Below are 20,721 nucleotides of genomic sequence, written 5' to 3'. Positions count from 1 at the left end.
GGCCGGCGATGCCGCGCGGCCCGATCTACTTGCCGACCGGAAGGCCCCCTGGCTGGATGTAGCCGAGTTTCCAGGCAATCAAAACGCACAGGAACAAAAGCACCGACAGGCCGATCCGAACCGTGAGCGCGCGCGCCATGCCACCGGTTTTGGCGCGCCCGTCGCGCCCGTCCTTCAGCATGTAGAACAACGCAAATCCGAGGCTCGCCAGAATGCCGACAAAGGCGAGGGCGACAACGTATTTCATGATGCCCATTATCGGCCGCCGCAGCCGTCCCGTCCCTTGACCCCCACACCCATTCCGAGCCCTCGATCCGCACGCCGCGGCGGTTTCTGGCTGGTCACGATCGCTGCCGTGCTCACGCTCGCGGCCACCGCGTCGCTGGGCCGCTGGCAGCTGTCGCGCGCTGCGCAAAAAGAGGCGCTGCAGGCCGAGATCGAACTGCAGAAAAACCAGCCGCCGCTCGACCAGCAAGCCTTTCTCCTGCTGACGCGGCCGACCGAGGCCATGCACCGATCGGTGCGGCTGCGCGGGCTCTGGCTCACGCCGCAAACGGTTTACCTCGACAACCGGCAGATGCACGGTGTGCCTGGCTTCTATGTGCTGACGCCGTTCGCGATCGAAGGCAGCGAGCAGACCGTGATGGTGCAGCGCGGCTGGGTCCAGCGCAACTTCGAGAACCGCACGCAGCTGCAGGCCGTTCAGACCCCCGCCGGGCTGGTCGAGATCGAGGGCCGCATCGAGCCTCCGCCGTCGCATCTGCTCGAGCTGGCCAAGGCCGCCGCGCCGGCCGCCGGAGCGCAGGATGCAGTGGGGTCTTCGCCCATCCGGCAAAATCTCGACCTCGAAGCATTCCGCACCGAAACCGGACTGCCATTGCGGGCCGATGTGTCGCTGCAGCAAACCGACGCGGCCTCCGAAGGCTTGCAGCGTGACTGGCCGGCGCCGGCACTCGGCATCGAAAAGCATTACGGCTACGCGTTTCAGTGGTTCGGCCTCGCGGCCCTCGTCACCATCCTCTATGTCTGGTTCCAAATCGTTGCCCCGCTCCGGCGTGCCCGCCGTGGCTGACGAGCCGCTCGGGCTCACCGTGCATTCGATGCCGTCGCCGCAGGCGCTCGGTGACGCATCGGGTCGCCGCACGGTCATGGGCCGCTGGAAGATGGTCGCGGTGCTGCTGATGTGTGCGGCACCGGTCATCGCCTCCTACTTCACCTACTACGTCATTCGACCTGAAGGCCGCCGCGTGTACGGCGAACTGATCGAGCCACAACGTCCGCTGCCGGCGTGGACGGTCGCCACGCGCGATGGCGCGCCGGTTCCGCTGGCCTCGCTCAAGGGGCAATGGCTGCTGGTCGCCGTCGGCGACGCCGCCTGTGACAAGTTGTGCGAGCAGCAGCTCTATCTGCAGCGCCAGTTGCGCGAAAGCCTCGGGCGCGAAAAGGACCGGATGGATCGCGTCTGGCTCGTCAGCGACGCCAATCCGCCGCCCGCACGTCTGGACAACGGCCTGCATGGCGCGACGGTGCTGCGCGTGCCGGCAGCGCAGCTGTCGCAATGGCTCGCGCCCGAAGCCGGCCACACGCTGGCCGAGCACCTTTACGTGGTCGACCCGATGGGCAACTGGATGATGCGTTTTCCGGCGCGCATGGACGCCGCGGGCGCGGCCAGGGCCAAGAACGACATCAACCGGCTGCTGCGCGCCTCCGCGTCCTGGGACGAACCCGGAAGATGAACACCCCCGCGCCCTACGACCTCGCGCCGATCGCATGGCTGATGGGCATGGGTGTGCTGATCGCGCTCGGTCCGCTGGTGTGGGTCTGGCGCCGCAATGCGGGCCATGGCGCGGCGCGGCGCCTGCATGCGCTGACCGTGCTCGTGCTGTTCCTGACCTTCGACCTCACGCTGTTCGGAGCCTTCACGCGCCTGACCGATTCAGGCCTCGGCTGCCCCGACTGGCCCGGCTGCTACGGCAACGCGAGCCCGCTGGGCGCGCGGCATGAGATCGCGATGGCGCAAGCCGCGCAGCCGACCGGCCCGGTGACGCACGGCAAGGCGTGGATCGAGATGGTGCACCGCTACCTGGCCACCGGCGTCGGCGTGCTGATCGTCGTGTTGGCGATCGCCACTTTCGTCGCCTGGCGTCGGCAACGGCGGTCGCCGGCCATTGCCGCGCCGCAGGTCGCGCTCAAGCCCTGGTGGCCGCTGGTCACGCTGGTCTGGGTCTGCCTGCAGGGCGCCTTTGGCGCGCTGACCGTGACCATGAAGCTCTACCCCGCGATCGTCACGCTGCACCTGCTCGGCGCCGTCGTGCTGCTCGCGCTGCTCTGCATGCAGGCGGTGCGCTACCAGCAAGCCGCGAGCGAGCGGCTGCCCACCGCCTTGCCCGGTGGGTTGCGCAGCCTGCTGGTGGCCACGAGCCTGCTGCTCGGGTTGCAGATTGCGCTGGGCGGTTGGGTCAGCACCAACTATGCGGTGCTGGCCTGCACCCAGTTTCCGACCTGCCAGGACAGTTGGTGGCCGCCGATGAACTTTGCGCAGGGGTTCGAGATCTGGCGCGCCCTCGGCGTCACCTCGGCCGGCAACCCGGTCGACTTCTCGGCGCTGACCGCGATTCACTACGTGCACCGGCTGATGGCCTATGTCGTGTTCGTGGCGATCGGTGTGCTGGCCTGGCGGCTGCTTCGCGTCGCGCCCCTGCGCCTGCAGGCGAAATGGCTGGCCGGCCTGGCGCTGCTGCAGCTCGCCACCGGCCTCGGCAACGTGTTGCTCGGTTGGCCGCTGCTGGCGGCCGTGCTGCACACCGGGGGCGCCGCGGCGCTGGCCGTGGTGCTGGTCTGGACGCTGTGCGAAACCAGGCGCAGCCCCAGTCTCCGCGCACTTCGTGTCGCTATGCCACCCCCCTTGCAGGGGGTAACACCAGTGGCCGGGCAAAGCCCGTTCCGCGGTGTTTCTGCAAAGATGCGAAAGACATGAGCACGCCCTTGCCCGTCACCGAAGCCACCAGCACCGCCAACGTGCTGCGCCAGTTCTATGCGCTGACCAAGCCGCGCGTGGTGCAGCTCATCGTGTTCTGCGCGCTGATCGGCATGGTGCTGGCGGTGCCCGGTGTGCCGGGCTGGGCCGACCTGCAGCGCGGCCTGCTCGCCTGCATCGGCATCTGGCTCGTGGCCGGCGCGGCCGCGGCATTCAACTGCCTGGTCGAAAAGGGCATCGACGCGAAGATGAAGCGCACGGCGTGGCGCCCCACCGCGCGCGGACAGCTGAGCGACAGGCAGGCGCTGATCTTCTCGGGGATGCTCTGCGCGGCCGGCTCGGCACTGCTGTGGTTCACGGTGAATCCACTCACGATGTGGCTCACCTTCGCCACCTTCGTCGGTTACGCGGTCGTCTACACCGTCATCCTGAAACCGCTGACGCCGCAGAACATCGTGATCGGCGGCGCCTCAGGCGCGATGCCGCCGGTGCTCGGCTGGGCCGCGATGACCGACAACGTCGGGCCTGAAGCGCTGATCCTGTTCCTGATCATCTTCCTGTGGACGCCGCCGCATTTCTGGGCGCTCGCGCTGTACCGCGTCGAGGATTACCGCAAGGCCGGCCTGCCGATGCTGCCCGTGACCCACGGCAATGAATTCACGCGGCTGCAGGTGTTGCTCTACACCTTCATCCTGTTCGCGGCCTGCCTGATGCCGTTCATCTACGGCATGAGCGGCTGGCTCTACCTGGCGGTGGCGGTGGCGGTGAGCATCGGCTTCACCGGCTATGCGTTCGCGCTCTGGCGTCACTACTCCGACACGCTGGCGCGCAAGACCTTCCGTTTTTCGCTGATCCACCTGAGCGTGCTGTTCGCGGCGCTGCTGGTCGACCATTACCTGTTTTGAGAACCTTTGCGATGAACAAGCGAAATGCTATTAAATTGATAGCGGGAAGCGCAGGATGGGTAGCCGCTGCAGCCGCTATGGGTTTGAATCTTTCAGGGTGTACCGAGGCCCGGCAGAGCTTCAATGCGGTCGACCTCACCGGCGCCGACTACGCCAGGGACTTCTCGCTGGCCGACACCGACGGCAAGGTGCGCACGCTGGCCGACTTCAAGGGCAAGGTGGTCGTGCTGTTCTTCGGCTATGCGCAGTGCCCCGATGTCTGCCCGACCACGATGACCGAGATGGCCCAGGTCAAGCAGCAGCTCGGCGCCGACGGCGACAAGCTGCAGGTGGTGTTCATCACCGTCGACCCGGCGCGCGATACGCCGACCGTGCTGAAGGCCTACATGGGCGCGTTCGATCCGGGCTTCGTGGCCTTGATCCCGACGCCCGAACAACTGGCCGCCACCGCCAAAGACTTCAGGGTCTACTACAAGAAGGTCGACGGCTCGACACCGACCAGCTATTCGATGGATCACTCGGCCGCCAGCTACATCTACGACCCCTCGGGCCGGCTGCGGCTGTATGCGCGCTACGGCGCGGGCGCCGCGCCGATGCTGGCTGACGTCAAGGCGCTGCTGAAGTCCTGATTCCGTCGTGGCCGGCTCCGTCGAGCACCTGAAGCGCCGCAAAGGGCCTGACGGCAATCACTCGTTCTTGATTCCGCGCGCCCTGATCACGCCGCCGAGCTGCGCCGTGTCGGCCTTGATGCGGTTGGCCAGCCCTTCGGACGACGAGCCCACCGCCTGCCAGCCCTGCTGGAACAGCTTGGCGCGCACCTCCGGCGAGCGCACGATCTCGCTTACCAGCGCCGACAGTTTCGCGACGATCGGCTTCGGCATCGAGGCTGGGGCCGCCACCGCGTTCCAGATCTCGAGCTGGAAGCCCGGCAGGCCGAGCTCGGCCAGGCTCGGGTACTCGGGCACCAGCGTGCTGCGACCGGTGCTGGTCACGCCGATCACCTTGAGCTTGCCGGCGCGCGCCTGCGCACCCGCCAAAGCCGGCGGCAGCAGCGCCCACTGCAGCTGGCCGCCGATCATCCCGTTGATCACCTGCGGGTAGCCGGGGTAGGGCACGTGCACCGACTGGGTCTTGAGCTGCGCGTTGAGCAGCTCCATGCCCAGATGCCCCACAGTGCCCACGCCCGGGGTGCCATAGCTCCAGCTGTTGCCGGATGCGCGTGCGGCCTTCAGCAACTCCTGTGGCATGTTGCCCGGCGTGGCAGCCGGCACGGCCAGCACCAGCGGCGCCGTGCCCACCAGGCTAACGGGCTGCAGATCGGTCAACGGGTCGTAGCCAAGCTTGCTGTTGAGCAGCTTCGCGATCGTCATGTTGCCGTTGATCATCACGCTGATCGTGTGGTTGTCGGTCGCGTGCGCCACCACTTCGCCGGCGATGTTGCCGCCGGCGCCGACGCGGTTTTCCACGATCACCGGCTGGCCGAGCGCCTTCGACAGCGGCTCGGCGATCGTGCGGGCCGACAGGTCGGGCGTCGAGCCGCCCGGAAACCCCACCACGATGCGCAGCGGCTTGTTCGGCCAGCCGTCGAGCGGCGAGGCCGCGATGGCGGGGCCAGCGGCGAGCAGTGCGGCGGCCAGTGCGGTGAACGAGCGGCGCGAGCGTGAAGCGATCATGTGGTGTTGTTCCGGTGAGTTCGGCGGACGCAAAGCCGACGAGTATAAAAAAGCCCGGCACGCGGCCGGGCTGTTCCTGGAGTGCAGCGGACTTCAGGCGAAGGTTGCGAGCGACTTCTTCATCTTCTTCATCGCCGCCACTTCGATCTGGCGGATGCGCTCGGCGCTCACGCCGTACACCGCTGCCAGGTCGTGCAGCGTCATGCCGCCCGAGCCGTCGTCGTTCACCTTCAGCCAACGCTCTTCCACGATGCGTCGGCTGCGCTCGTCCAGCGCCTCCAGCGCGGTCGAGATGCCGTCGCTCGAGAGGCGGTCGCGGGCGCGCGATTCAAGTTGCGCGGTCGGCTCCTGCGTGGCGTCGGCCAGGTAGGCGATCGGGCCGAACGATTCTTCGCCGTCGTCCGACGGGCTCGGATCGAGCAGGATGTCGCCACCCGACAAGCGGGTTTCCATCTCGAGCACTTCTTCGGGCTTCACGTTCAGCCGGGCCGCGACCTGGCCGACCTCGTCGGGGCTCAGCGTGTCGCGGTGCGTGCCTTCGTCCAGCGCGGCGGACTCGGCCTTGAAGCCCTGCTTCATGGACCGCAGGTTGAAGAACAGCTTGCGCTGCGCCTTGGTGGTCGCCACCTTGACCATGCGCCAGTTCTTCAGGATGTACTCGTGAATCTCGGCCTTGATCCAGTGCATGGCGTAGCTCACCAGCCGCACGCCCTGGTCGGGGTCGAAGCGCTTCACGGCCTTCATCAGGCCGACATTGCCTTCCTGGATCAGGTCGCCGTGCGGCAGCCCGTAGCCCAGGTACTGGCGGGAAATGGAAACGACCAGGCGCAAGTGCGACAGCACGAGCGCGCCGGCGGCCTCGAGGTCATTGTGGTCGCGCAGCCTGCGGGCAAAGCCCTGCTCTTCTTCGAGCGTGAGCAGCGGCAGCCGGTTGGCGACCGAAATGTAGGCGTCCAGATTGCCCAACGGCGGCACGACCGACCACGGATTGGCCACAGCCAGTTGGTTGGCAGAGACTCCAGACAGGGTTGTCATTGACGAAACTCCTTTGGTTCGGATCATATTAGCACTCGGTTAGAGGGAGTGCTAAGGTCAGGGTTCCCCCTTATTTCAATCGCCGCGATAGCGTTTGGCTGTCAGCCGGCAACGGGATCGCGCGTGCCTTATGCACGGAGTCGGCACTTTATGAGGCCAGAATGAATAACAAAGGATTACATGCCAACTAGTTGCTAGGGCGAACTGTGGGCCGGGCGCACATTGACATCGGCATCTCGCCGAGGAGAACAAGAACCATGGCCCGCCTGATCCTGTTGACGAAAACCACCGCCCCCAAAGTGATCGACCTTGCCGCCGATCGAACCTCGATCGGGCGAGAGGTGGACAACGACGTGCAGATCGTGCGCCCGCGCGTCAGCCGGCACCATGCCGAACTGAGCGTGGAAGACGACGGCACCTGGCTGCGGGATCTGGGCAGCAGCAACGGCACCTTCGTCAACGGCCGCCAGGTGCAACGCCAGGAGTTGCACCATGGCGACGTGATCCGCGTCGGCGATTGCGACATCCGCTACCTGACGCGCAACAGCAGCACCAACTTCGGATTGCTCTCGGAGCTGGGCCTGGTCGGCTGAGGGCACCTACCAGCGCACGCCCAGCCTGGCGTACAGCTGCGTCACCACGAACAGCGGCCCGACCCACAGGTACTGGATGTCTTCGAAGAACGAGGGCTTCTTGCCTTCGATCTTGTGGCCGACGAACTGGAAGATCCAGGCGACCACGAACACCACGGCCGACACCGGTACGAGATAGGCGCCAAGCGCATGAACCAGCGCCAGCAGTGCGACGGTGCCGACCGCCATGGTCGCGAGCAGCACCGGCGAGCGGAGCGACGCGTAATAGACGAGGCTGGCCGCCACGAAAGCATAGGCCACCCAGGGATGCAGCGCGAACAGCAGGCCCACGATGCTGAGCATGATCGCGGGGATGGCGACGAAGTGGATCAGTTCGTTGGTCGGGTTGCGATGGCTCTCGCCGTAGTGGGCGAGCAGGCGGTCGACCTTGCGGTCGGTGCCGGGAAGGGGTGCTTGGGCGGTGTGCATGTCAGTCTCCGGAGCGCCGTGCGATGCGGCGATCCGGCCATGATGCCAGAGCACCCCCGCCGTGTCAGCCGAGCAGCGCCTGCGCGAACTCGCGCGCGCTGAAGGTCTCGAGGTCTTCCAGCTTCTCGCCGACGCCGACGAAGTACACGGGAATCGGCCGCTCGCGCGCGATCGCGGCCAGCACGCCGCCCTTGGCGGTGCCGTCGAGCTTGGTCACGATCAGGCCGGTCAGTCCCAGCGTGTCGTCGAAGGCCTTGACCTGCGCCACCGCGTTCTGGCCGGTGTTGCCGTCGATCACCAGCAGGATCTCGTGCGGCGCGGTCGCGTCGGCCTTCGTCACCACGCGTTTGATCTTCTTGAGCTCGTCCATCAGATGGAGCTGCGTTGGCAGCCGGCCGGCCGTGTCGACCAGCACCACGTCCTTGCCGCGTGCCTTGCCGGCCTTGACCGCGTCGAAGCTCACGGACGAGGGGTCGCCACCCTCGTTGCTCACGATCTCGACCGTGTTGCGATCGGCCCAGACCAGCAGTTGCTCGCGCGCCGCGGCGCGGAAGGTGTCGGCCGCGGCCAGCAGCACCGAGCAGCCTTCGTCGGCCAGGTGCTTGGTGAGCTTGCCGATCGAGGTGGTCTTGCCGGCGCCGTTGACGCCCGCGACCATGATCACCGTCGGTGCGTGCTTGCCGATGACGAGCGGCTTTTCGAGCGGCTTGAGCAGATCGGTCAGCACATCGGCCAGCAGCACGCGCACCTGCGCGGCGTTGCTGGGCATCGTGCTTTTGACGCGGCGGCGCAGTTCCTCCAGCATCGACTCGGTGGCCTTGACGCCGGTGTCGGCCATCAGCAGCGCGGTTTCGAGCTCTTCGTAGAGCGCCTCGTCGATCTGCGCATTGACGAAAACGGCCGTGATGCCGGTGCCGGTCTTGCGCAGGCCGGTCTTGAGCTTGTCGATCCAGCCGGCGCGCTCAGGCTCGATCGCCGCCACGGGCGGCGGCGCAGCGCGGTAGGGCGAGACCTTCGGGGGCGGCGGTGGAGGTGGCGGCGCGGGGGGCAGGTTGCGCAAGAATGCCGGCACCTCCTGGGGCACCGTCGGGGGTGCCGCAGCCGGGGGAGGCGGCGGTGGCGGAGGAGGGGGCGCCGGCGGCAGCTCTGCCTCGGGCTTTTTTTTCTTGAAGAAACTGAACATCAGGGGTTTTTTACAATCCGACCCATTCTATGAAACGCCCCTCGCCACGCCGCGCTGCGTCCGGTGCGGTGCTGGCCACGGCGCTCCTCGCGCTCTGGGCCATGCCCGTCGCTGCCCAAAGCCCACCCGCCGCTTCTTCCTCCACATCGTCCACCCGGGCGCAGCAATTCACGCTCGCCAACGGCATGACCCTCATCGTCCAGCCGGATCGCCGCGCGCCCACTGCGGTGCAGATGATCTGGGTTCGCGTCGGCTCGATGGACGAGGTCGACGGCACTTCGGGCGTGGCCCATGCACTCGAGCACATGATGTTCAAGGGCACCAAGGACCTGAAGCCCGGCGAGTTCTCGCGGCGCGTGGCCGCGCTCGGCGGGCGCGAAAACGCCTTCACCACGCGTGACTACACCGGCTACTACCAGCAGATCCCGATGGGCAAGCTGGAAGACGTCATGAAGCTGGAGTCCGACCGCTTCGCCCACAACCAATGGGCCGACGACGAGTTCAAGCGCGAGATCGAGGTGGTCAAGGAAGAGCGCCGCATGCGCACCGAAGACCAGCCGCGCGCGCTGCTCGGCGAGCAGCAGACCGCGGCCGTGTTCATCGCCTCGCCCTACCACCGCCCGGTGGTCGGCTGGATGAGCGACCTCGACGCGATGACGCCGCAGGACGTGCGCGACTTCCACCAGCGCTGGTACGTGCCGGCCAATGCCGCGATCGTGGTCGCCGGCGACGTCGACGTCGCGCAGGTGCGCAAGCTGGCCGAAAAATACTATGGCGGCATCCCGAACCGCGCCGTGCCGCCGCGCAAGCCGCGCACCGAGCCCGAGCAGCGCGGCATCCGCCGCATCGAGTTCAAGGCGCCGGCCGAGCAGTCGTACGTGTCGCTGGCCTTTCGCACGCCCAAGCTGGAGAGCTTGGACGGGGAAAGCGATGCCTGGGCGCTGGTGGTGCTCTCCGCCGTGCTCGACGGCTACGCCGGCTCGCGGCTGGATCGCGCGCTGACCCAGGGCCCGGATCGGGTGGCCGACTCGGCCGGCTCTTATTCGGGCTTCATCGGCCGTGGGCCACAGCTGTTCGGCCTCGATGGCGTGCCGGCTGCCGGCAAGACGCCCGAGCAGGTCGAGGCTGCGTTGCGCGCCGAGGTGGCCCGCGTGGCGAAGGAGGGCATCGGGGCGGCCGAACTCGCCCGCGTCAAGACGCAATGGGTGGCCAGCGAAACCTACAAGCTCGACTCCGTCATGGCGCAGGCGCGCGAACTCGGCAGCAACTGGGTTCAGGGACTGCCGCTGGACGCGAGCGGCAAGGTCATTGCCAAGCTGCAGGCCGTCACGGCCGAACAGGTGCAGGCGGTTGCTGCCAGGTACTTCGGCGACGACCAGCTCACGGTCGCCATCCTGCGGCCGCTGCCGCCCGAAAAGAACCGCCGGCCGCGTGGCTTCGCGGCGCCCGTCGGCGACCTGCGCTGAAAGATCGAATCCTCATGTCTGCTACGAAAAAGATGGCGCCTTGCGCACTGCTGGCTGGTGCGCTGGCCCTATTCGGCTTGAACGTTCAGGCTGCCGTGCCCATCCAGCACTGGACGCTGCCGAACGGCGCGCAGGTCTGGCTGTCGAGCGTGGACACGCTGCCGATCCTGGATCTCCAGCTTGACTTCGACGCCGGCAGCCGGCGCGATCCGGCACCGCAGGCCGGCCTGGCCAGTGTCACGGCCGGCATGGTCGAAAAAGGCGTTCGCGCGGCGCCGGACTCCGGCCCCTATCCGCAGTCGATGGATCAGAACGCACTGGGCGAGGCCTGGGCCGACCTCGGCGCCAACTTCGACGCCGGCGCCAGTTCCGAGCGCACCAGCTTCACGCTGCGCACGCTGTCTGATCCGGCGCTGTCGGGCAAGGCCGTCGCGCTGGCAGCACGCCAGATCGGCGAGCCATCGTTCCCCGAAGACATCTGGCAGCGCGAGCGCGAGCGCATCGGCGCGGCCATCAAGGAGGCCAACACCAAGCCGGCCACCGCCGCGTCGCGCGCTTTCGGGCAGGCCGTCTACGGCAACCATCCCTACGGTCAGGAAGCGACCGAAGCCACGCTGGCACGCATCGACACCGCCGCGATGCGCGCGCTCTACGAGAAACTGATCGTGCCGTGCCGGGCCAGGCTCAGCATCGTCGGCAACGTCACGCGGCCGCAGGCCGAGACGATTGCGATGACGCTGCTGTCGCGCTTGCCGGCCCAGCCGGCTGGCTGCGCGGCCCTGCCGCCGGTAGCGGAGATTGCAGCGCTGACGGCGCCGAAGGAAGAGCGCATTCCGTTCGATTCGGCCCAGGCGCACGTCTTTATCGGCGAGCCGGGCTACCAGCGCAGCGACCCCGATCACTTCGCGCTCACTCTCGGCAACTACGTGCTCGGCGGCGGCGGTTTCGTCTCGCGGCTGACCGACGAGGTGCGCGAGAAGCGTGGCCTGACGTACAGCATCTACAGCGGCTTCTCGCCCGGCCTGCATGCGGGCGCGTTCCGCATCGGCTTTCAGACCCGGCCCGACCAGGCGGCCGAGGCGGTGAAGGTGTCGCGCGAAGTGCTCGCTAAGTTCGTCGCCGAAGGCCCGACCGAGGTCGAACTCAAGGCCGCCAAGGACAACCTGATCGGTGGCTTCCCGCTCCTGCTCGACAGCAACCGCAAACTGCTCGGCAACGTGGCCAACATCGCCTGGTACGGCCTGCCGCTCGACTACCTCGACACCTGGACGGCTCGCATGAACGCGGTGACCGCAGCCGACATCAAGGCCGCGTTCGCGCGCAAGCTGCAGCCCGAGCGCATGGTGACCGTCATCGTCGGCGGCGCGCAATGACCGCCTCCCAGCGGCGGCCGCAGTTAAGCTCGGCTGCATGAGGAAAGACCCCGCACCCAAGCCCGCCGCCAGCAAGCCCGCCCGCGTGCCCCGCCACAAGGCGCCGCTGCCGCGCCAGATCCGCATCATTGGCGGGCTGTGGAAGCGAACCCGGCTGGCCGTGGCCGACAAGCCCGGCCTGCGGCCGACGCCTGATCGCGTGCGCGAAACCCTGTTCAACTGGCTCGCCAGCCTGGCCGGTGTCGGCGGCGGCGAATTGCCGGGTTGGCATTGCCTCGATGCCTTTGCCGGCACCGGCGCGCTCGGGCTGGAAGCCGCGTCGCGCGGGGCCGCCAGCGTGCTGTCGTGCGAGCAGGATGCAGAACTCGTTGCGCAACTGCTGGCGATCAAGACTCGGCTGGGCGCGCAGGCGCTGCGCGTCGAGCGCGGCAATGGCGTCACCGCGCTGGAGCGTGTGCCGGCCGGCAGCCTGCACGCGGTGTTTCTCGATCCACCGTTCGAACAGCCTGCGTTGTACGAGCCCGCACTGCGCGCGGCGGCCCGCGCGCTGCATGCCGATGGTGCGGTGTACCTCGAGGCGCCGCGGCGCTGGACGGACGAAGAACTGGCCCCGCTGGGGCTCATCGGCTTCCGCTACCTGAAGGCCGGCGCGGTGCATGCGCACCTGCTGCGGCCGCTTGCTGCCGCGACGGCATAATCCGCCGACCCAGGCCGAACCGGCCGACGAGGAGGAAGACGATGTCCAACGTGATCGCGGTATACCCCGGGACATTCGATCCCATGACGCTGGGCCATGAAGACGTGGTGCGGCGCGCCACGCAGCTCTTTTCGCATGTGATCGTGGCGGTGGCTGCAGGCCACCACAAGAAGGCGCTGTTCTCGCTGCAGGAACGCATCGAGATGGCGCGGGAAGTGGCGGAGCCGTTCAAGGACCAGGTCACGGTCGAGAGCTTTTCCGGCCTGCTGCGCGACTTCGTGGTCGCGCGCAACGGCAAGGCCATGGTGCGCGGCCTGCGCGCCGTGACCGACTTCGACTACGAGTTCCAGCTGGCCGGCATGAACCGCTCGCTGATGCCGAACGTCGAGACCGTGTTCCTCACGCCGAGCGACAAATACCAGTTCATCTCCAGCACTTTCGTGCGTGAGATCGCGATGCTCGGTGGCGAGGTCGACAAGTTCGTGTCGCGCGGCGTGCAGCAGAAGCTGGCTGCCAAGGTGCGCAGCCTTGGACGTGAGTGACTGAAGCCTCGCCGCCCAGGCTGCATCCCCTCGGCGACGCCGCGCTGCTGTTCGAGCTGCCGGCGCCGGCACGGCTCGACGTTCAGCAGAAGATCTGGGCGCTCGCCGCCGAGGCCGCGGCATGGCCCGGCGTCGGCGAGATGTTGCCCGGCATGAACAACCTCACGCTGATGTTCGACCCCGCGCAGACCGATGCCGAAGCGCTGGGCGCGCGCGTGCTGGCGCTCTGGCCCAAGCTCGGGCCGACCGCGATTGCCGGACGCGAAGTGCGCATTCCGGTGGCCTATGGCGGCGAGGATGGCCCCGATCTGGGGGACGTCGCGGCCCACACCGGCCTGACCCCGATGGAAGTGGTTCGCCGCCACTGTGCCGGCGAATACATCGTCTATCTGCTTGGCTTTCTGCCGGGCTTTGCGTTTCTCGGCGGCCTGGCGCCCGAGCTCGCCACGCCGCGCCGTGCCGAACCCCGCACCGCCGTGCCGGCACGCTCGGTCGGCATCGGCGGCGAGCAGACCGGTGTCTATCCGCTGGTGTCGCCGGGCGGCTGGCAACTGATCGGGCGCACGCCGCTCGAGATGTTCGACCCGGCCGCCAAGGAGCCGACCTTGCTGCGCCCCGGCGACCGCGTGCGCTTTGTCGCCGAGAGCATCAGGACGTGATCACAGTCATCCGGCCCGGCATGCTGGCTTCGGTGCAGGACTTGGGCCGGCACGGGCACCGTCACCTGGGCATCTGCCCCGGTGGTGCGCTTGACCCGCTGGCGCTGGCGCTGGCAAATCGCCTGGTCGGCAACCCCGATGGCGCGGCCGGCCTCGAATTCACGATGGGGGGCTGCGAGTTGCGTTTCGGCCGTGCCACGCGCATCGCCCTGGCCGGCGACGACTTCGGCGCGCGTCTCGACGGCCAGCCGATCTGGCCCTGCTGGAGCGTGCCGGTTGCGGCCGGGCAAACACTCAGGCTCGCCGACGCCAACGTTTCGGGCGGCAAACCCGGTCTGCGCACCTGGCTCGCGGTCGACGGCGGCATCGACGTGGCCCCGGTGCTCGGCTCGCGCAGCACCGATCTCAAGGCCGGCTTCGGTGGCCACGGGGGCCGTGCACTGCGAAAAAACGACAAGCTGCCGCTCGGCGCTTCGTCGCTCAGCGCGGCACAACGCGACCGCCGTGCCTTCGGCCTGCGCCCACCGGCCTGGGACGCGGGCGAGGGCACGACCGGCGCGATCTCGCTGCGCGTGATGCCGGGTCCCGAATACGAGCAGTTCACCGTCGCGGCGCGCGCCGGGCTCTGGGGCGATGGCTGGCGCATCACACCGCAAAGCAACCGCATGGGCAGCCGGCTGGCCGGGCCCGAACTCAAGCGACGGCGCAGCGTCGACATCCTGTCGTCGGGCGTGATCCCGGGCACGATCCAGGTGCCGCCCTCGGGCCAGCCGATCATCCTGATGGGCGATGCGCAGACCACCGGCGGCTATCCGCGCATCGGCGTGGTGATCCGTGCCGATCTCTGGAAGCTCGCGCAGGCGCCACTCAACGGGCGGCTGCGGCTGGTCGAAGTCGATGCCGCCGCGGCGGGTGCCGCGTGGGATGCGCAGCAGCGCCACCTGGCACAGGTTGCCCACGGGCTGGCGGCCATGGGCTGGCCCGTTGCGGCGTAGACTCGTCGGGGAACGCCGCGGAACCGGCTAGGGGCGAGTAACCATGTTTATTGACCTGAACGCCGACCTCGGCGAAGGCTGCGACAACGACGAAGCGCTGCTGGCGCTGGTGAGTTCGGCCAACATTGCCTGCGGCTGGCACGCGGGCGACGCAAAGACCATGCGCCAGTGCGTGCGCTGGGCCATGCAGAACGGCGTGGCGATCGGCGCGCATCCGAGCTTTCCCGATCGCGAGAACTTCGGCCGCAGCGAAATGAACCTGCCGGCCGACGAGGTCATCGCCGGCATGCTCTACCAGATCGGCGCGCTGGCCGCGATCGTCAAGGCCGAGGGCGGCCGGCTTGCCCACGTCAAGCCGCACGGCGCGCTCTACAACCAGGCGGTCAAAGACCCGGTGCTGGCCGATGCGCTGTGCGAGGCGGTCAAGCGCTTCGACCCATCGCTCAAGTTCTTCGGGCTGGCCGGCAGCGGCATGATCGAGGCCGCCAACCGCGCCGGCCTGCAGCCGGTGGAAGAGGTGTTCGCCGACCGCGCCTACAACGCCGACGGCAGTCTGGTCAGCCGCAAGCTGCCCGGCGCGCTGATCGAAAGCGACGCCGAGGCCATTGCGCAGACGCTTTCGCTGGTGCGCGACCACCGCGTAACAGCCATCGACGGCAGCATTGTTTCGGTCAATGCCCAGAGCGTCTGCCTGCATGGCGACGGCGCCCATGCCCTCGAATTCGCCCAGTGCATCCGGGAAAAGCTGGCCACCGAGGGCATCGCGGTTCGCGCGACGGCCTGAGCCGGGCGGATCTTTTTTTTGGATTTCCGCACAAGCGGGCGCTTTCGCCGATAATGCGGGGGCTTTCCTGCGGTTTTCTGCGGGCAGGCGTTGACGGTGATAGGTCGGTTTCGCGCCACAGCGGGTTTTGTTTGTTGTGATTCTGGGACTCCATCGCTTTTGTTTCTTGTTTTGTTAGGAGTCCCAAATGGGCAAAAAACTGTACGTGGGCAATCTGTCCTACTCGATTCGCGACAATGATCTGGAACAGGCCTTCGGCCAGTACGGCTCTGTCAGCAGCGCCAAGGTCATGATGGAGCGCGACACCGGTCGTTCCAAGGGTTTCGGCTTTGTCGAAATGGGTACCGACGCAGAAGCGCTGGCAGCCATCGAAGGCATGAACGGCCACGCACTTGACGGCCGTAGCCTGACGGTCAACGAAGCCCGTCCGATGGAACCCCGCCCTGCTGGCGGCGGCTTCGGCGGCGGCGGCGGTCGCAGTGGTGGCGGCGGCGGTGGTGGCTACAACGGCGGCGGCGCCGGCGGTGGCCGCAGCGGTGGCGGCGGCTACGGTGGTGGCGGCGGCGGCGGCAGCCGTGGCGGCTACTGAGCACACCCTGCTCTGAATCAAAAAAGGCTCCCTTGGGAGCCTTTTTTGCGTCTGGGGGCAACCGCGTCGTGTGGGCTCAGGCGTCAAGCCGGGCCAGCCAGGCCCCCAGCGTCGTGTTGACATGTGCCGGCTTTTCCATCGTCAGCATGTGGCCGCAGTCCGCCACCCACACCAGTTCGGCGGCCGGCGCCAGCGCGGCGATATCGCGGGAGCAGTCGGGTGGCGTTAGCCGGTCGGTGTCGCCGCACATCACGAGCACCGGGCAGCGGAGGCCCGGCAGTTGTTCGCGCGCATCGGGCCGTTGCATCAGCGCCCGGTTTTGCCGGATCAACTGTTCGGCGCCGGCGTCGAGCATCATCTGCAGATAGGCATCGACCAGTTGCGCATCGGCCGCCTGCGCCGGGTGAAACGCAAACGCCACGTTCGGCCCGATCACTCCGGCGATATCGCCGCGTTCAAAGAGCTCGATGGCGGCTTGGCGCAGTTCACGCATGTCGGGTGTTTCGGGCCGCGGGTTGGTGCCGAGCAGTGCGAGCCCCTCGATGCGCGCGGGCGCCTGCCGCGCCGCTTCCATCGCGATCATGCCGCCCATCGAGGCGCCGCACAGCACCAGGGGGCCTTCGTGCTCGCGCAGCAGCGCGGCCGCCATGTCCTGGATGGTGGCGTGGCGCATGTGCACGTCGCTCACGGAGGGTGCCATGCTGGCCGGCAGCACCGGCCACTGGGCCTGCCAGAGACGGTCGTCGCAGGCGAGGCCGGGAATCAGAACGAGTTGGGGCATAGCGCTCGATTCTGGCATCGCGTCAAGGCTCCGACATTGCGCGATGGGACAATGGCAGCACCCACCATGCCCATTGCCACCGAACTGATTCTGATCCGCCACGGCGAAACCGACTGGAACCGCGAACTGCGCTTTCAGGGCCACGTCGATGTACCCCTCAACGACATCGGCCACGAGCAGGCGCGCCGCCTCGGTCTGCGCCTGGCCGGCGAGCCGGTGCAGCAGGTGGTGAGCAGCGACCTGATGCGTGCGCAACAGACCGCGACACCGGCGGCGCAGCAGCTCAAGCTCCCGATCGTCACCACCGTCGGCCTGCGCGAGCAGCACTTCGGCGTGGCCGAGGGTCTGCGCGCCGAGGAAATCCGCGAACTGCATCCGCGTGCCTGGGAAGACTGGCTCCTGTTTCGCGAAGACCATGCCGCCATGCCCGAAGGCGAATCGCCACGCGCGTTCCATGCACGCATCCTCGATGCGCTCGGCCGCATCGTTGCGGCGCATGCGGGCCAGAACGTGCTGGTGGTCACCCACGGCGGCGTGCTCGACATGGTGTGGCGCACCGCGCAGGGCCTGAGCCTCGGCGGCCCGCGCCAGAGCGAGATCCCGAACGCCGGCTTCAACCGCATCCGCATTGCCGACGCGGCCGATCCGGCGCGCATCCAGATCCTCGATTGGGCCGACACCGGCCATCTCGCCGACCTGCCGCCGCAGCCCACCTACGACCAGAAACGGCACCTGGAGCCACGCTGAACGCAAGCGGTCTGGGCCGTCGGCAACGGCAACGGCAACGGCGACGGCAACAGCGACGGCAACAGCGAACGGCTACGGCAACAGCGAACGGCTACGGCAAACGCTAACCCGGCAGCGGGCCAGGCTCAGGGTGCACAACGCCGGCTATACCTTCAACGACGAGATCGCGCCGAGAACCGCGAGCTACCGGGTCACGCCGGTGCAGGCGCACCTGAAGTAGCCGGGAGGCCGAGCGCCCGGTAGACCGCCGCGTTCTGCCGGCGCAAGCGCAGGGATTCCGGCTGTCCGTTGAGTTGTTGCTGCAGGATGCCCTGCGCGCCGGCCAGCGCGGTTCCGGTGCCGCGGCGCACCAGGGCGTCGAGGTACACCTGCTCGAACAGGTCGCGTTGCGCATGGCTGCCGCCGATCTCGATCAGGCGCGGCAGTGCCTGGCCCAGGCCTGCGATCGCGCCCGCGTGGTCGCCGCGCGCGTGGGCGCGCAGGCCGTGCGCGGCCGGCACGCCCACGTGCTGCCACGCAGCGCGCGTCGAGGCGGGCGCCCGCGGTGCGAAGGCTTCTATGTTGTGCAGCAGCGTGTCGGCCTCGGGCCGGCCGGCGCGCGCCAGGCCGTACAGGTATTGCAAGTCCAGGAACGGCAACACATGGTCGTCCAGCCGCTGCACAAGATGGTCGGCCAGATCCTGCCAGCGCTCGCCCACGTCGATGCCCGCCAGTTCGAAGCGCGCGAGCAGCGAGGCCGCCCCGATCTGGTCTTGCGAATACGCCTTGACCACGCCCCAGACCTCGTCGTCGTAGACCGCCAGCGCCTCGGCATCGCGGCCCAGGTCGATCAGGAACAGCGCCACATGCCACCAGTTGTGCGTGACCATGAAGGAGTTGAGATCCGTCCAGGTGTCGCTCACGCCCTGCATGAAGGCCAGGCCTTCGCCGAGACGCCCTTCGGTCAGCATCACGTGCGCGAGGCCATGGTGGGCCCACGGTTCCTTGCGGCACATCGCGATGGCCCGGCGGGCGCTCGTCTCGGCTTCCCGCATCAGATGGCACTGCTCGTAGCCGAACGCGGCCATGCCGTGCACGTACGGCACATCGGCCGCGGCCGGCAGCACCGCCAGCGCCAGGCGCAGCATGCCGGGGCAGTCGCCGGTGTTGAAGCAGTGGTACTGCCCGAGCTTGAGAGACGCCAGGTCGCGCGGAAACTCGCGCGCCTGCTCCTGGTGCAGGTGGATCGCCTGCGCGATATCGCCGGCCACCCAGGCCGCCACGGCTGCGATGAAGCGGCGCTCGCGAGGCGTGGCGCGTGCCGCACCCGACTGCGCGCGTGCAATGAAGGGGCGCGCATTGGCCACCGCATCACGCGATTCGGCAAACATGTGCAAGGCGGCGCAATACGCCTGGACGATCGGGCTGGTGTCCTGCGCGGCCGACAGCACATTTGCCGCGCGCGCCTCGCAGGCGATGAAGCCCATCACGAAATCGTCGAGCAACCGCACGCTGGCGGCATCACCCACGCTGACCGGATTGCCGAGGCTGTCTGTGTGCATCGCCTCATTTTGCCGTCGCCGGGTGCCGCTCAGACGCCCGCTTGCTGGTGCCGGTATTCCTGTGTGCGGCCGCCGTAGCCGTAGGCTGCCGCGCGCGCATCGATCACATGCACATAGCTCACTTCGTGCAGGTTTGGCAGCAGCTTTGCAAAGGCGGCGTGCACCTCGCGAAGGTAGCGTGCCTTCTCGGCCTTGGTGTTGGTTTCGTCGGTCACACTGATGTCGAGGTGGAACGCGTTCCGGCCCAACTCGGCCAGCGAGGCGCCGCCGATGAACCAGCTCTCGGCCGGGATGAACTGTACGGTGGTGGCAATCACCGGCAACTGCTTGCCGAGCACGGACTGGGTGAGTTCGGCCACGGCGTCCACGACGCGCTTTGCGAGCGCTGCATCGGGCGGGCCGGACAGGTGGATGACGGTATGGGGCATGGCGGTTCTCCTGTGAGAGGTGGTGGAATGCCCTCATTGTGGGAATCTGCTTGCCATTTGAAAAGCGGGAATGGATGATGCTATCCATCGGATAACCAGATGGATAGAGCATGCAGCATTTCGATCTCGACCAACTCGCAACGTTCGTCGCCGTGGTGGAGGCTGGCAGCTTCACGGCGGGCGCCCCGCGCGTGTTTCTGTCGCAGTCGGCGGTCAGCGAGCAGGTGCGCAAGCTGGAAGAGCGGGCCGGCCAACCGCTGCTGTTGCGCGCCAAGGCCGGCGTGTCGACCACGGCGGCCGGTGACAGGCTGCTGGCCCATGCGCGCCGCCTGTTGGCGCTCAGCGAGGAGGCCTACCGCGATCTGCATGGCGTGACGCTCCAGGGCGAGTTGCGGCTGGCGGTGACCGACTATTTTCGCCCGCTGGAGTTGACGCGGTTGCTCGCACGGCTCGGCGAGCAGCATCCGCAGGTGCGGCTCAACGTGTCGGTGCTCAAGAGCGGCGCGATCGAGGCCGGTTATGCGCGCGGAGCGTTCGATGTCGGTCTGTCGATGCGGCTGGCCCATGCCGGGGCCGGCACGCTGGAGCGCGGCAGCCGGGTGCTGCGACGCGAAACCTTGCAATGGATGGCGGCGCCCGGAGTGCGGCCGGTGCGTGGCGAACCACTGCGGCTGCTCGCGTTGCCCGATACCTGCTCGCTGCACCAGTTCACCGTCGGCCTGCTGGTGCGCCGCAAGGTGGCATTCAGCGTGGTGCATATTGCTTCCGGCGTGGCCGGCCTGCAGTCGGCGCTGGCGGCGGGCTTGGGTGTGGCTTGCCTCAACGAATCGTCACTGGCGCCGGGGGTGGTGCGGCTGGCGGAGCCCCATGGCCTGCCGTCGCTGCCGCGTGCGGACTTCCATGTGCTGCCGGAACGGCCGGGTGAGGACGCTTTTGTCACCCGGGCGCGTGCACTGCTGGCATCTCAATTTGCGTGACGCCGCAGCGCGGCTGCCGCGTCGTCGTCGGCGCGAGGCCTCAGGCCTCAGGCGTGCGCGCCCGAAGACAGCCGCCGGAGCATGGCGAGCTGCCGGACTTCTTCCGCGTCCCTGAGGCTTTTGGCCGCGCGCGCGGCGGCGTAGGCGACGTACAGGTTTTCGACGGCCCGAACCCAACTGCTCGCGCCCGTCTGCAGGTCGGCGTCCGGCGGCGAGGCGGGAACCTCGATGCCCGCCTTTCGGAGAATGATGGCTTTGTGGCTGGTGGTGAGCATGGCGGCTTTCCTTGGAAACTGAAGCCAGCGTAG

General features: G+C 68.0%; 25 protein-coding genes. 16 read left to right on the top strand and 9 right to left on the bottom strand.

Annotated elements, in window-relative coordinates:
- Positions 1-25: 25 nt before the first annotated feature.
- Positions 26-247 carry a twin transmembrane helix small protein gene (locus tag ACSFA8_RS16710; RefSeq protein WP_286539273.1) on the bottom strand — a complete coding sequence of 74 codons (222 nt, stop codon included), beginning with the start codon at positions 245-247 and terminating at the stop codon, positions 26-28.
- Between the two features lie 36 nt (positions 248-283).
- On the opposite strand from ACSFA8_RS16710, the gene ACSFA8_RS16705 reads away from it, so the two are divergent.
- Genes ACSFA8_RS16705 through ACSFA8_RS16685 form a run of 5 tightly spaced genes read left to right on the top strand, consistent with a single transcriptional unit; the run spans position 284 to position 4,511 of the window.
- Positions 284-1,072 (top strand): SURF1 family protein, encoded by a 789-nt coding sequence (locus ACSFA8_RS16705; protein WP_435480620.1) that lies wholly within the window; start codon positions 284-286, stop codon positions 1,070-1,072.
- A complete protein-coding gene (locus ACSFA8_RS16700; RefSeq protein ID WP_435480619.1) occupies positions 1,023-1,736 on the top strand; it encodes an SCO family protein in 714 nt (237 codons plus the stop codon). Before ACSFA8_RS16705 ends, ACSFA8_RS16700 begins: the two co-directional genes overlap by 50 nt.
- Positions 1,733-2,977, top strand: coding sequence for a COX15/CtaA family protein (locus ACSFA8_RS16695; RefSeq protein WP_435480618.1), 1,245 nt, complete (start codon positions 1,733-1,735; stop codon positions 2,975-2,977). The genes ACSFA8_RS16700 and ACSFA8_RS16695 overlap by 4 nt, the downstream gene beginning before the upstream one ends.
- Positions 2,974-3,882: a heme o synthase gene (cyoE, locus tag ACSFA8_RS16690; RefSeq protein WP_435480617.1), complete on the top strand. Its 909-nt coding sequence runs from the start codon at positions 2,974-2,976 to the stop codon at positions 3,880-3,882. The genes ACSFA8_RS16695 and cyoE overlap by 4 nt, the downstream gene beginning before the upstream one ends.
- 11 nt (positions 3,883-3,893) lie before the next feature.
- On the top strand, positions 3,894-4,511 hold the full coding sequence (locus ACSFA8_RS16685; protein WP_435480616.1) for an SCO family protein: 618 nt from the start codon (positions 3,894-3,896) through the stop codon (positions 4,509-4,511).
- Positions 4,512-4,568: 57 nt separating this feature from the next.
- On the opposite strand, the gene ACSFA8_RS16680 is transcribed toward ACSFA8_RS16685, so the two are convergent.
- Positions 4,569-5,555, bottom strand: coding sequence for a Bug family tripartite tricarboxylate transporter substrate binding protein (locus tag ACSFA8_RS16680; protein ID WP_435480615.1), 987 nt, complete (start codon positions 5,553-5,555; stop codon positions 4,569-4,571).
- Positions 5,556-5,648: 93 nt separating this feature from the next.
- Complete coding sequence (gene rpoH, locus ACSFA8_RS16675) at positions 5,649-6,590, bottom strand: RNA polymerase sigma factor RpoH (RefSeq protein ID WP_286539261.1); 942 nt, start codon at positions 6,588-6,590, stop codon at positions 5,649-5,651.
- Between the two features lie 257 nt (positions 6,591-6,847).
- On the opposite strand from rpoH, the gene ACSFA8_RS16670 reads away from it, so the two are divergent.
- Positions 6,848-7,183, top strand: a complete 336-nt coding sequence (locus ACSFA8_RS16670; protein WP_435480614.1) for an FHA domain-containing protein — start codon at positions 6,848-6,850, stop codon at positions 7,181-7,183.
- Positions 7,184-7,189: 6 nt separating this feature from the next.
- On the opposite strand, the gene ACSFA8_RS16665 is transcribed toward ACSFA8_RS16670, so the two are convergent.
- Both ACSFA8_RS16665 and ftsY read right to left on the bottom strand, forming a co-directional pair.
- A complete protein-coding gene (locus tag ACSFA8_RS16665; protein ID WP_435480613.1) occupies positions 7,190-7,651 on the bottom strand; it encodes an Mpo1 family 2-hydroxy fatty acid dioxygenase in 462 nt (153 codons plus the stop codon).
- 64 nt (positions 7,652-7,715) lie between these two features.
- Positions 7,716-8,834, bottom strand: coding sequence for a signal recognition particle-docking protein FtsY (ftsY, locus tag ACSFA8_RS16660; protein WP_435480612.1), 1,119 nt, complete (start codon positions 8,832-8,834; stop codon positions 7,716-7,718).
- Between the two features lie 29 nt (positions 8,835-8,863).
- Here ftsY and ACSFA8_RS16655 point away from each other — a divergent pair, with 29 nt between their 5' ends.
- From ACSFA8_RS16655 to ACSFA8_RS16620, 8 genes are all read left to right on the top strand, one after another.
- On the top strand, positions 8,864-10,300 hold the full coding sequence (locus ACSFA8_RS16655; RefSeq protein ID WP_435480611.1) for a M16 family metallopeptidase: 1,437 nt from the start codon (positions 8,864-8,866) through the stop codon (positions 10,298-10,300).
- A gap of 14 nt (positions 10,301-10,314) precedes the next feature.
- Positions 10,315-11,673: a M16 family metallopeptidase gene (locus ACSFA8_RS16650; RefSeq protein WP_435480610.1), complete on the top strand. Its 1,359-nt coding sequence runs from the start codon at positions 10,315-10,317 to the stop codon at positions 11,671-11,673.
- 37 nt (positions 11,674-11,710) lie between these two features.
- Positions 11,711-12,370, top strand: a complete 660-nt coding sequence (locus ACSFA8_RS16645; RefSeq protein ID WP_435480609.1) for an RsmD family RNA methyltransferase — start codon at positions 11,711-11,713, stop codon at positions 12,368-12,370.
- A gap of 41 nt (positions 12,371-12,411) precedes the next feature.
- On the top strand, positions 12,412-12,912 hold the full coding sequence (gene coaD, locus ACSFA8_RS16640) for a pantetheine-phosphate adenylyltransferase (RefSeq protein WP_435480608.1): 501 nt from the start codon (positions 12,412-12,414) through the stop codon (positions 12,910-12,912).
- Complete coding sequence (gene pxpB, locus ACSFA8_RS16635; protein ID WP_435480607.1) at positions 12,909-13,571, top strand: 5-oxoprolinase subunit PxpB; 663 nt, start codon at positions 12,909-12,911, stop codon at positions 13,569-13,571. Before coaD ends, pxpB begins: the two co-directional genes overlap by 4 nt.
- Positions 13,568-14,566: a 5-oxoprolinase subunit C family protein gene (locus tag ACSFA8_RS16630; protein ID WP_435480606.1), complete on the top strand. Its 999-nt coding sequence runs from the start codon at positions 13,568-13,570 to the stop codon at positions 14,564-14,566. The genes pxpB and ACSFA8_RS16630 overlap by 4 nt, the downstream gene beginning before the upstream one ends.
- A 43-nt stretch (positions 14,567-14,609) precedes the next feature.
- Positions 14,610-15,350 carry a 5-oxoprolinase subunit PxpA gene (gene pxpA / locus ACSFA8_RS16625; RefSeq protein WP_435480605.1) on the top strand — a complete coding sequence of 247 codons (741 nt, stop codon included), beginning with the start codon at positions 14,610-14,612 and terminating at the stop codon, positions 15,348-15,350.
- Between the two features lie 187 nt (positions 15,351-15,537).
- Positions 15,538-15,939, top strand: coding sequence for an RNA recognition motif domain-containing protein (locus tag ACSFA8_RS16620; protein ID WP_435480604.1), 402 nt, complete (start codon positions 15,538-15,540; stop codon positions 15,937-15,939).
- Positions 15,940-16,015: 76 nt separating this feature from the next.
- On the opposite strand, the gene ACSFA8_RS16615 is transcribed toward ACSFA8_RS16620, so the two are convergent.
- Complete coding sequence (locus tag ACSFA8_RS16615; RefSeq protein WP_435480603.1) at positions 16,016-16,720, bottom strand: alpha/beta fold hydrolase; 705 nt, start codon at positions 16,718-16,720, stop codon at positions 16,016-16,018.
- 66 nt (positions 16,721-16,786) lie between these two features.
- On the opposite strand from ACSFA8_RS16615, the gene ACSFA8_RS16610 reads away from it, so the two are divergent.
- On the top strand, positions 16,787-17,467 hold the full coding sequence (locus tag ACSFA8_RS16610; RefSeq protein WP_435480602.1) for a histidine phosphatase family protein: 681 nt from the start codon (positions 16,787-16,789) through the stop codon (positions 17,465-17,467).
- 191 nt (positions 17,468-17,658) lie between these two features.
- Here the strand turns inward: ACSFA8_RS16610 and ACSFA8_RS16605 are convergent, their stop codons facing one another.
- Positions 17,659-19,008: a tetratricopeptide repeat protein gene (locus ACSFA8_RS16605; protein WP_435480601.1), complete on the bottom strand. Its 1,350-nt coding sequence runs from the start codon at positions 19,006-19,008 to the stop codon at positions 17,659-17,661.
- A gap of 29 nt (positions 19,009-19,037) precedes the next feature.
- Positions 19,038-19,436 carry a tautomerase family protein gene (locus ACSFA8_RS16600; protein WP_435480600.1) on the bottom strand — a complete coding sequence of 133 codons (399 nt, stop codon included), beginning with the start codon at positions 19,434-19,436 and terminating at the stop codon, positions 19,038-19,040.
- Between the two features lie 110 nt (positions 19,437-19,546).
- On the opposite strand from ACSFA8_RS16600, the gene ACSFA8_RS16595 reads away from it, so the two are divergent.
- Positions 19,547-20,413: a LysR family transcriptional regulator gene (locus tag ACSFA8_RS16595; protein ID WP_435480599.1), complete on the top strand. Its 867-nt coding sequence runs from the start codon at positions 19,547-19,549 to the stop codon at positions 20,411-20,413.
- A gap of 47 nt (positions 20,414-20,460) precedes the next feature.
- On the opposite strand, the gene ACSFA8_RS16590 is transcribed toward ACSFA8_RS16595, so the two are convergent.
- On the bottom strand, positions 20,461-20,688 hold the full coding sequence (locus ACSFA8_RS16590; RefSeq protein WP_435480598.1) for a hypothetical protein: 228 nt from the start codon (positions 20,686-20,688) through the stop codon (positions 20,461-20,463).
- Positions 20,689-20,721: the final 33 nt, after the last annotated feature.

The organism is Variovorax nitratireducens (assembly GCF_051216545.1).
Lineage (GTDB): Bacteria > Pseudomonadota > Gammaproteobacteria > Burkholderiales > Burkholderiaceae_C > Variovorax.
Note: the sequence above shows the minus strand (reverse complement) of the source record. Positions and strands in the feature narration are given on the sequence as shown.

Bases quoted from the DNA above. Each gene is read 5' to 3' on its own strand.
- ACSFA8_RS16605 (WP_435480601.1), bottom strand. From the start codon at position 19,008: ATGCACACAGACAGCCTCGGCAATCCGGTCAGCGTGGGTGATGCCGCC.
- ACSFA8_RS16590 (WP_435480598.1), bottom strand. From the start codon at position 20,688: ATGCTCACCACCAGCCACAAAGCCATCATTCTCCGAAAGGCGGGCATC.
- ftsY (WP_435480612.1), bottom strand. From the start codon at position 8,834: ATGTTCAGTTTCTTCAAGAAAAAAAAGCCCGAGGCAGAGCTGCCGCCG.
- ACSFA8_RS16680 (WP_435480615.1), bottom strand. From the start codon at position 5,555: ATGATCGCTTCACGCTCGCGCCGCTCGTTCACCGCACTGGCCGCCGCA.
- ACSFA8_RS16645 (WP_435480609.1), top strand. From the start codon at position 11,711: ATGAGGAAAGACCCCGCACCCAAGCCCGCCGCCAGCAAGCCCGCCCGC.
- ACSFA8_RS16710 (WP_286539273.1), bottom strand. From the start codon at position 247: ATGAAATACGTTGTCGCCCTCGCCTTTGTCGGCATTCTGGCGAGCCTC.
- ACSFA8_RS16670 (WP_435480614.1), top strand. From the start codon at position 6,848: ATGGCCCGCCTGATCCTGTTGACGAAAACCACCGCCCCCAAAGTGATC.
- cyoE (WP_435480617.1), top strand. From the start codon at position 2,974: ATGAGCACGCCCTTGCCCGTCACCGAAGCCACCAGCACCGCCAACGTG.
- ACSFA8_RS16695 (WP_435480618.1), top strand. From the start codon at position 1,733: ATGAACACCCCCGCGCCCTACGACCTCGCGCCGATCGCATGGCTGATG.
- ACSFA8_RS16615 (WP_435480603.1), bottom strand. From the start codon at position 16,720: ATGCCCCAACTCGTTCTGATTCCCGGCCTCGCCTGCGACGACCGTCTC.
- coaD (WP_435480608.1), top strand. From the start codon at position 12,412: ATGTCCAACGTGATCGCGGTATACCCCGGGACATTCGATCCCATGACG.
- ACSFA8_RS16665 (WP_435480613.1), bottom strand. From the start codon at position 7,651: ATGCACACCGCCCAAGCACCCCTTCCCGGCACCGACCGCAAGGTCGAC.
- ACSFA8_RS16650 (WP_435480610.1), top strand. From the start codon at position 10,315: ATGTCTGCTACGAAAAAGATGGCGCCTTGCGCACTGCTGGCTGGTGCG.
- ACSFA8_RS16610 (WP_435480602.1), top strand. From the start codon at position 16,787: ATGCCCATTGCCACCGAACTGATTCTGATCCGCCACGGCGAAACCGAC.
- ACSFA8_RS16595 (WP_435480599.1), top strand. From the start codon at position 19,547: ATGCAGCATTTCGATCTCGACCAACTCGCAACGTTCGTCGCCGTGGTG.
- ACSFA8_RS16700 (WP_435480619.1), top strand. From the start codon at position 1,023: ATGTCTGGTTCCAAATCGTTGCCCCGCTCCGGCGTGCCCGCCGTGGCT.
- ACSFA8_RS16620 (WP_435480604.1), top strand. From the start codon at position 15,538: ATGGGCAAAAAACTGTACGTGGGCAATCTGTCCTACTCGATTCGCGAC.
- ACSFA8_RS16600 (WP_435480600.1), bottom strand. From the start codon at position 19,436: ATGCCCCATACCGTCATCCACCTGTCCGGCCCGCCCGATGCAGCGCTC.
- rpoH (WP_286539261.1), bottom strand. From the start codon at position 6,590: ATGACAACCCTGTCTGGAGTCTCTGCCAACCAACTGGCTGTGGCCAAT.
- ACSFA8_RS16685 (WP_435480616.1), top strand. From the start codon at position 3,894: ATGAACAAGCGAAATGCTATTAAATTGATAGCGGGAAGCGCAGGATGG.
- pxpA (WP_435480605.1), top strand. From the start codon at position 14,610: ATGTTTATTGACCTGAACGCCGACCTCGGCGAAGGCTGCGACAACGAC.
- ACSFA8_RS16655 (WP_435480611.1), top strand. From the start codon at position 8,864: ATGAAACGCCCCTCGCCACGCCGCGCTGCGTCCGGTGCGGTGCTGGCC.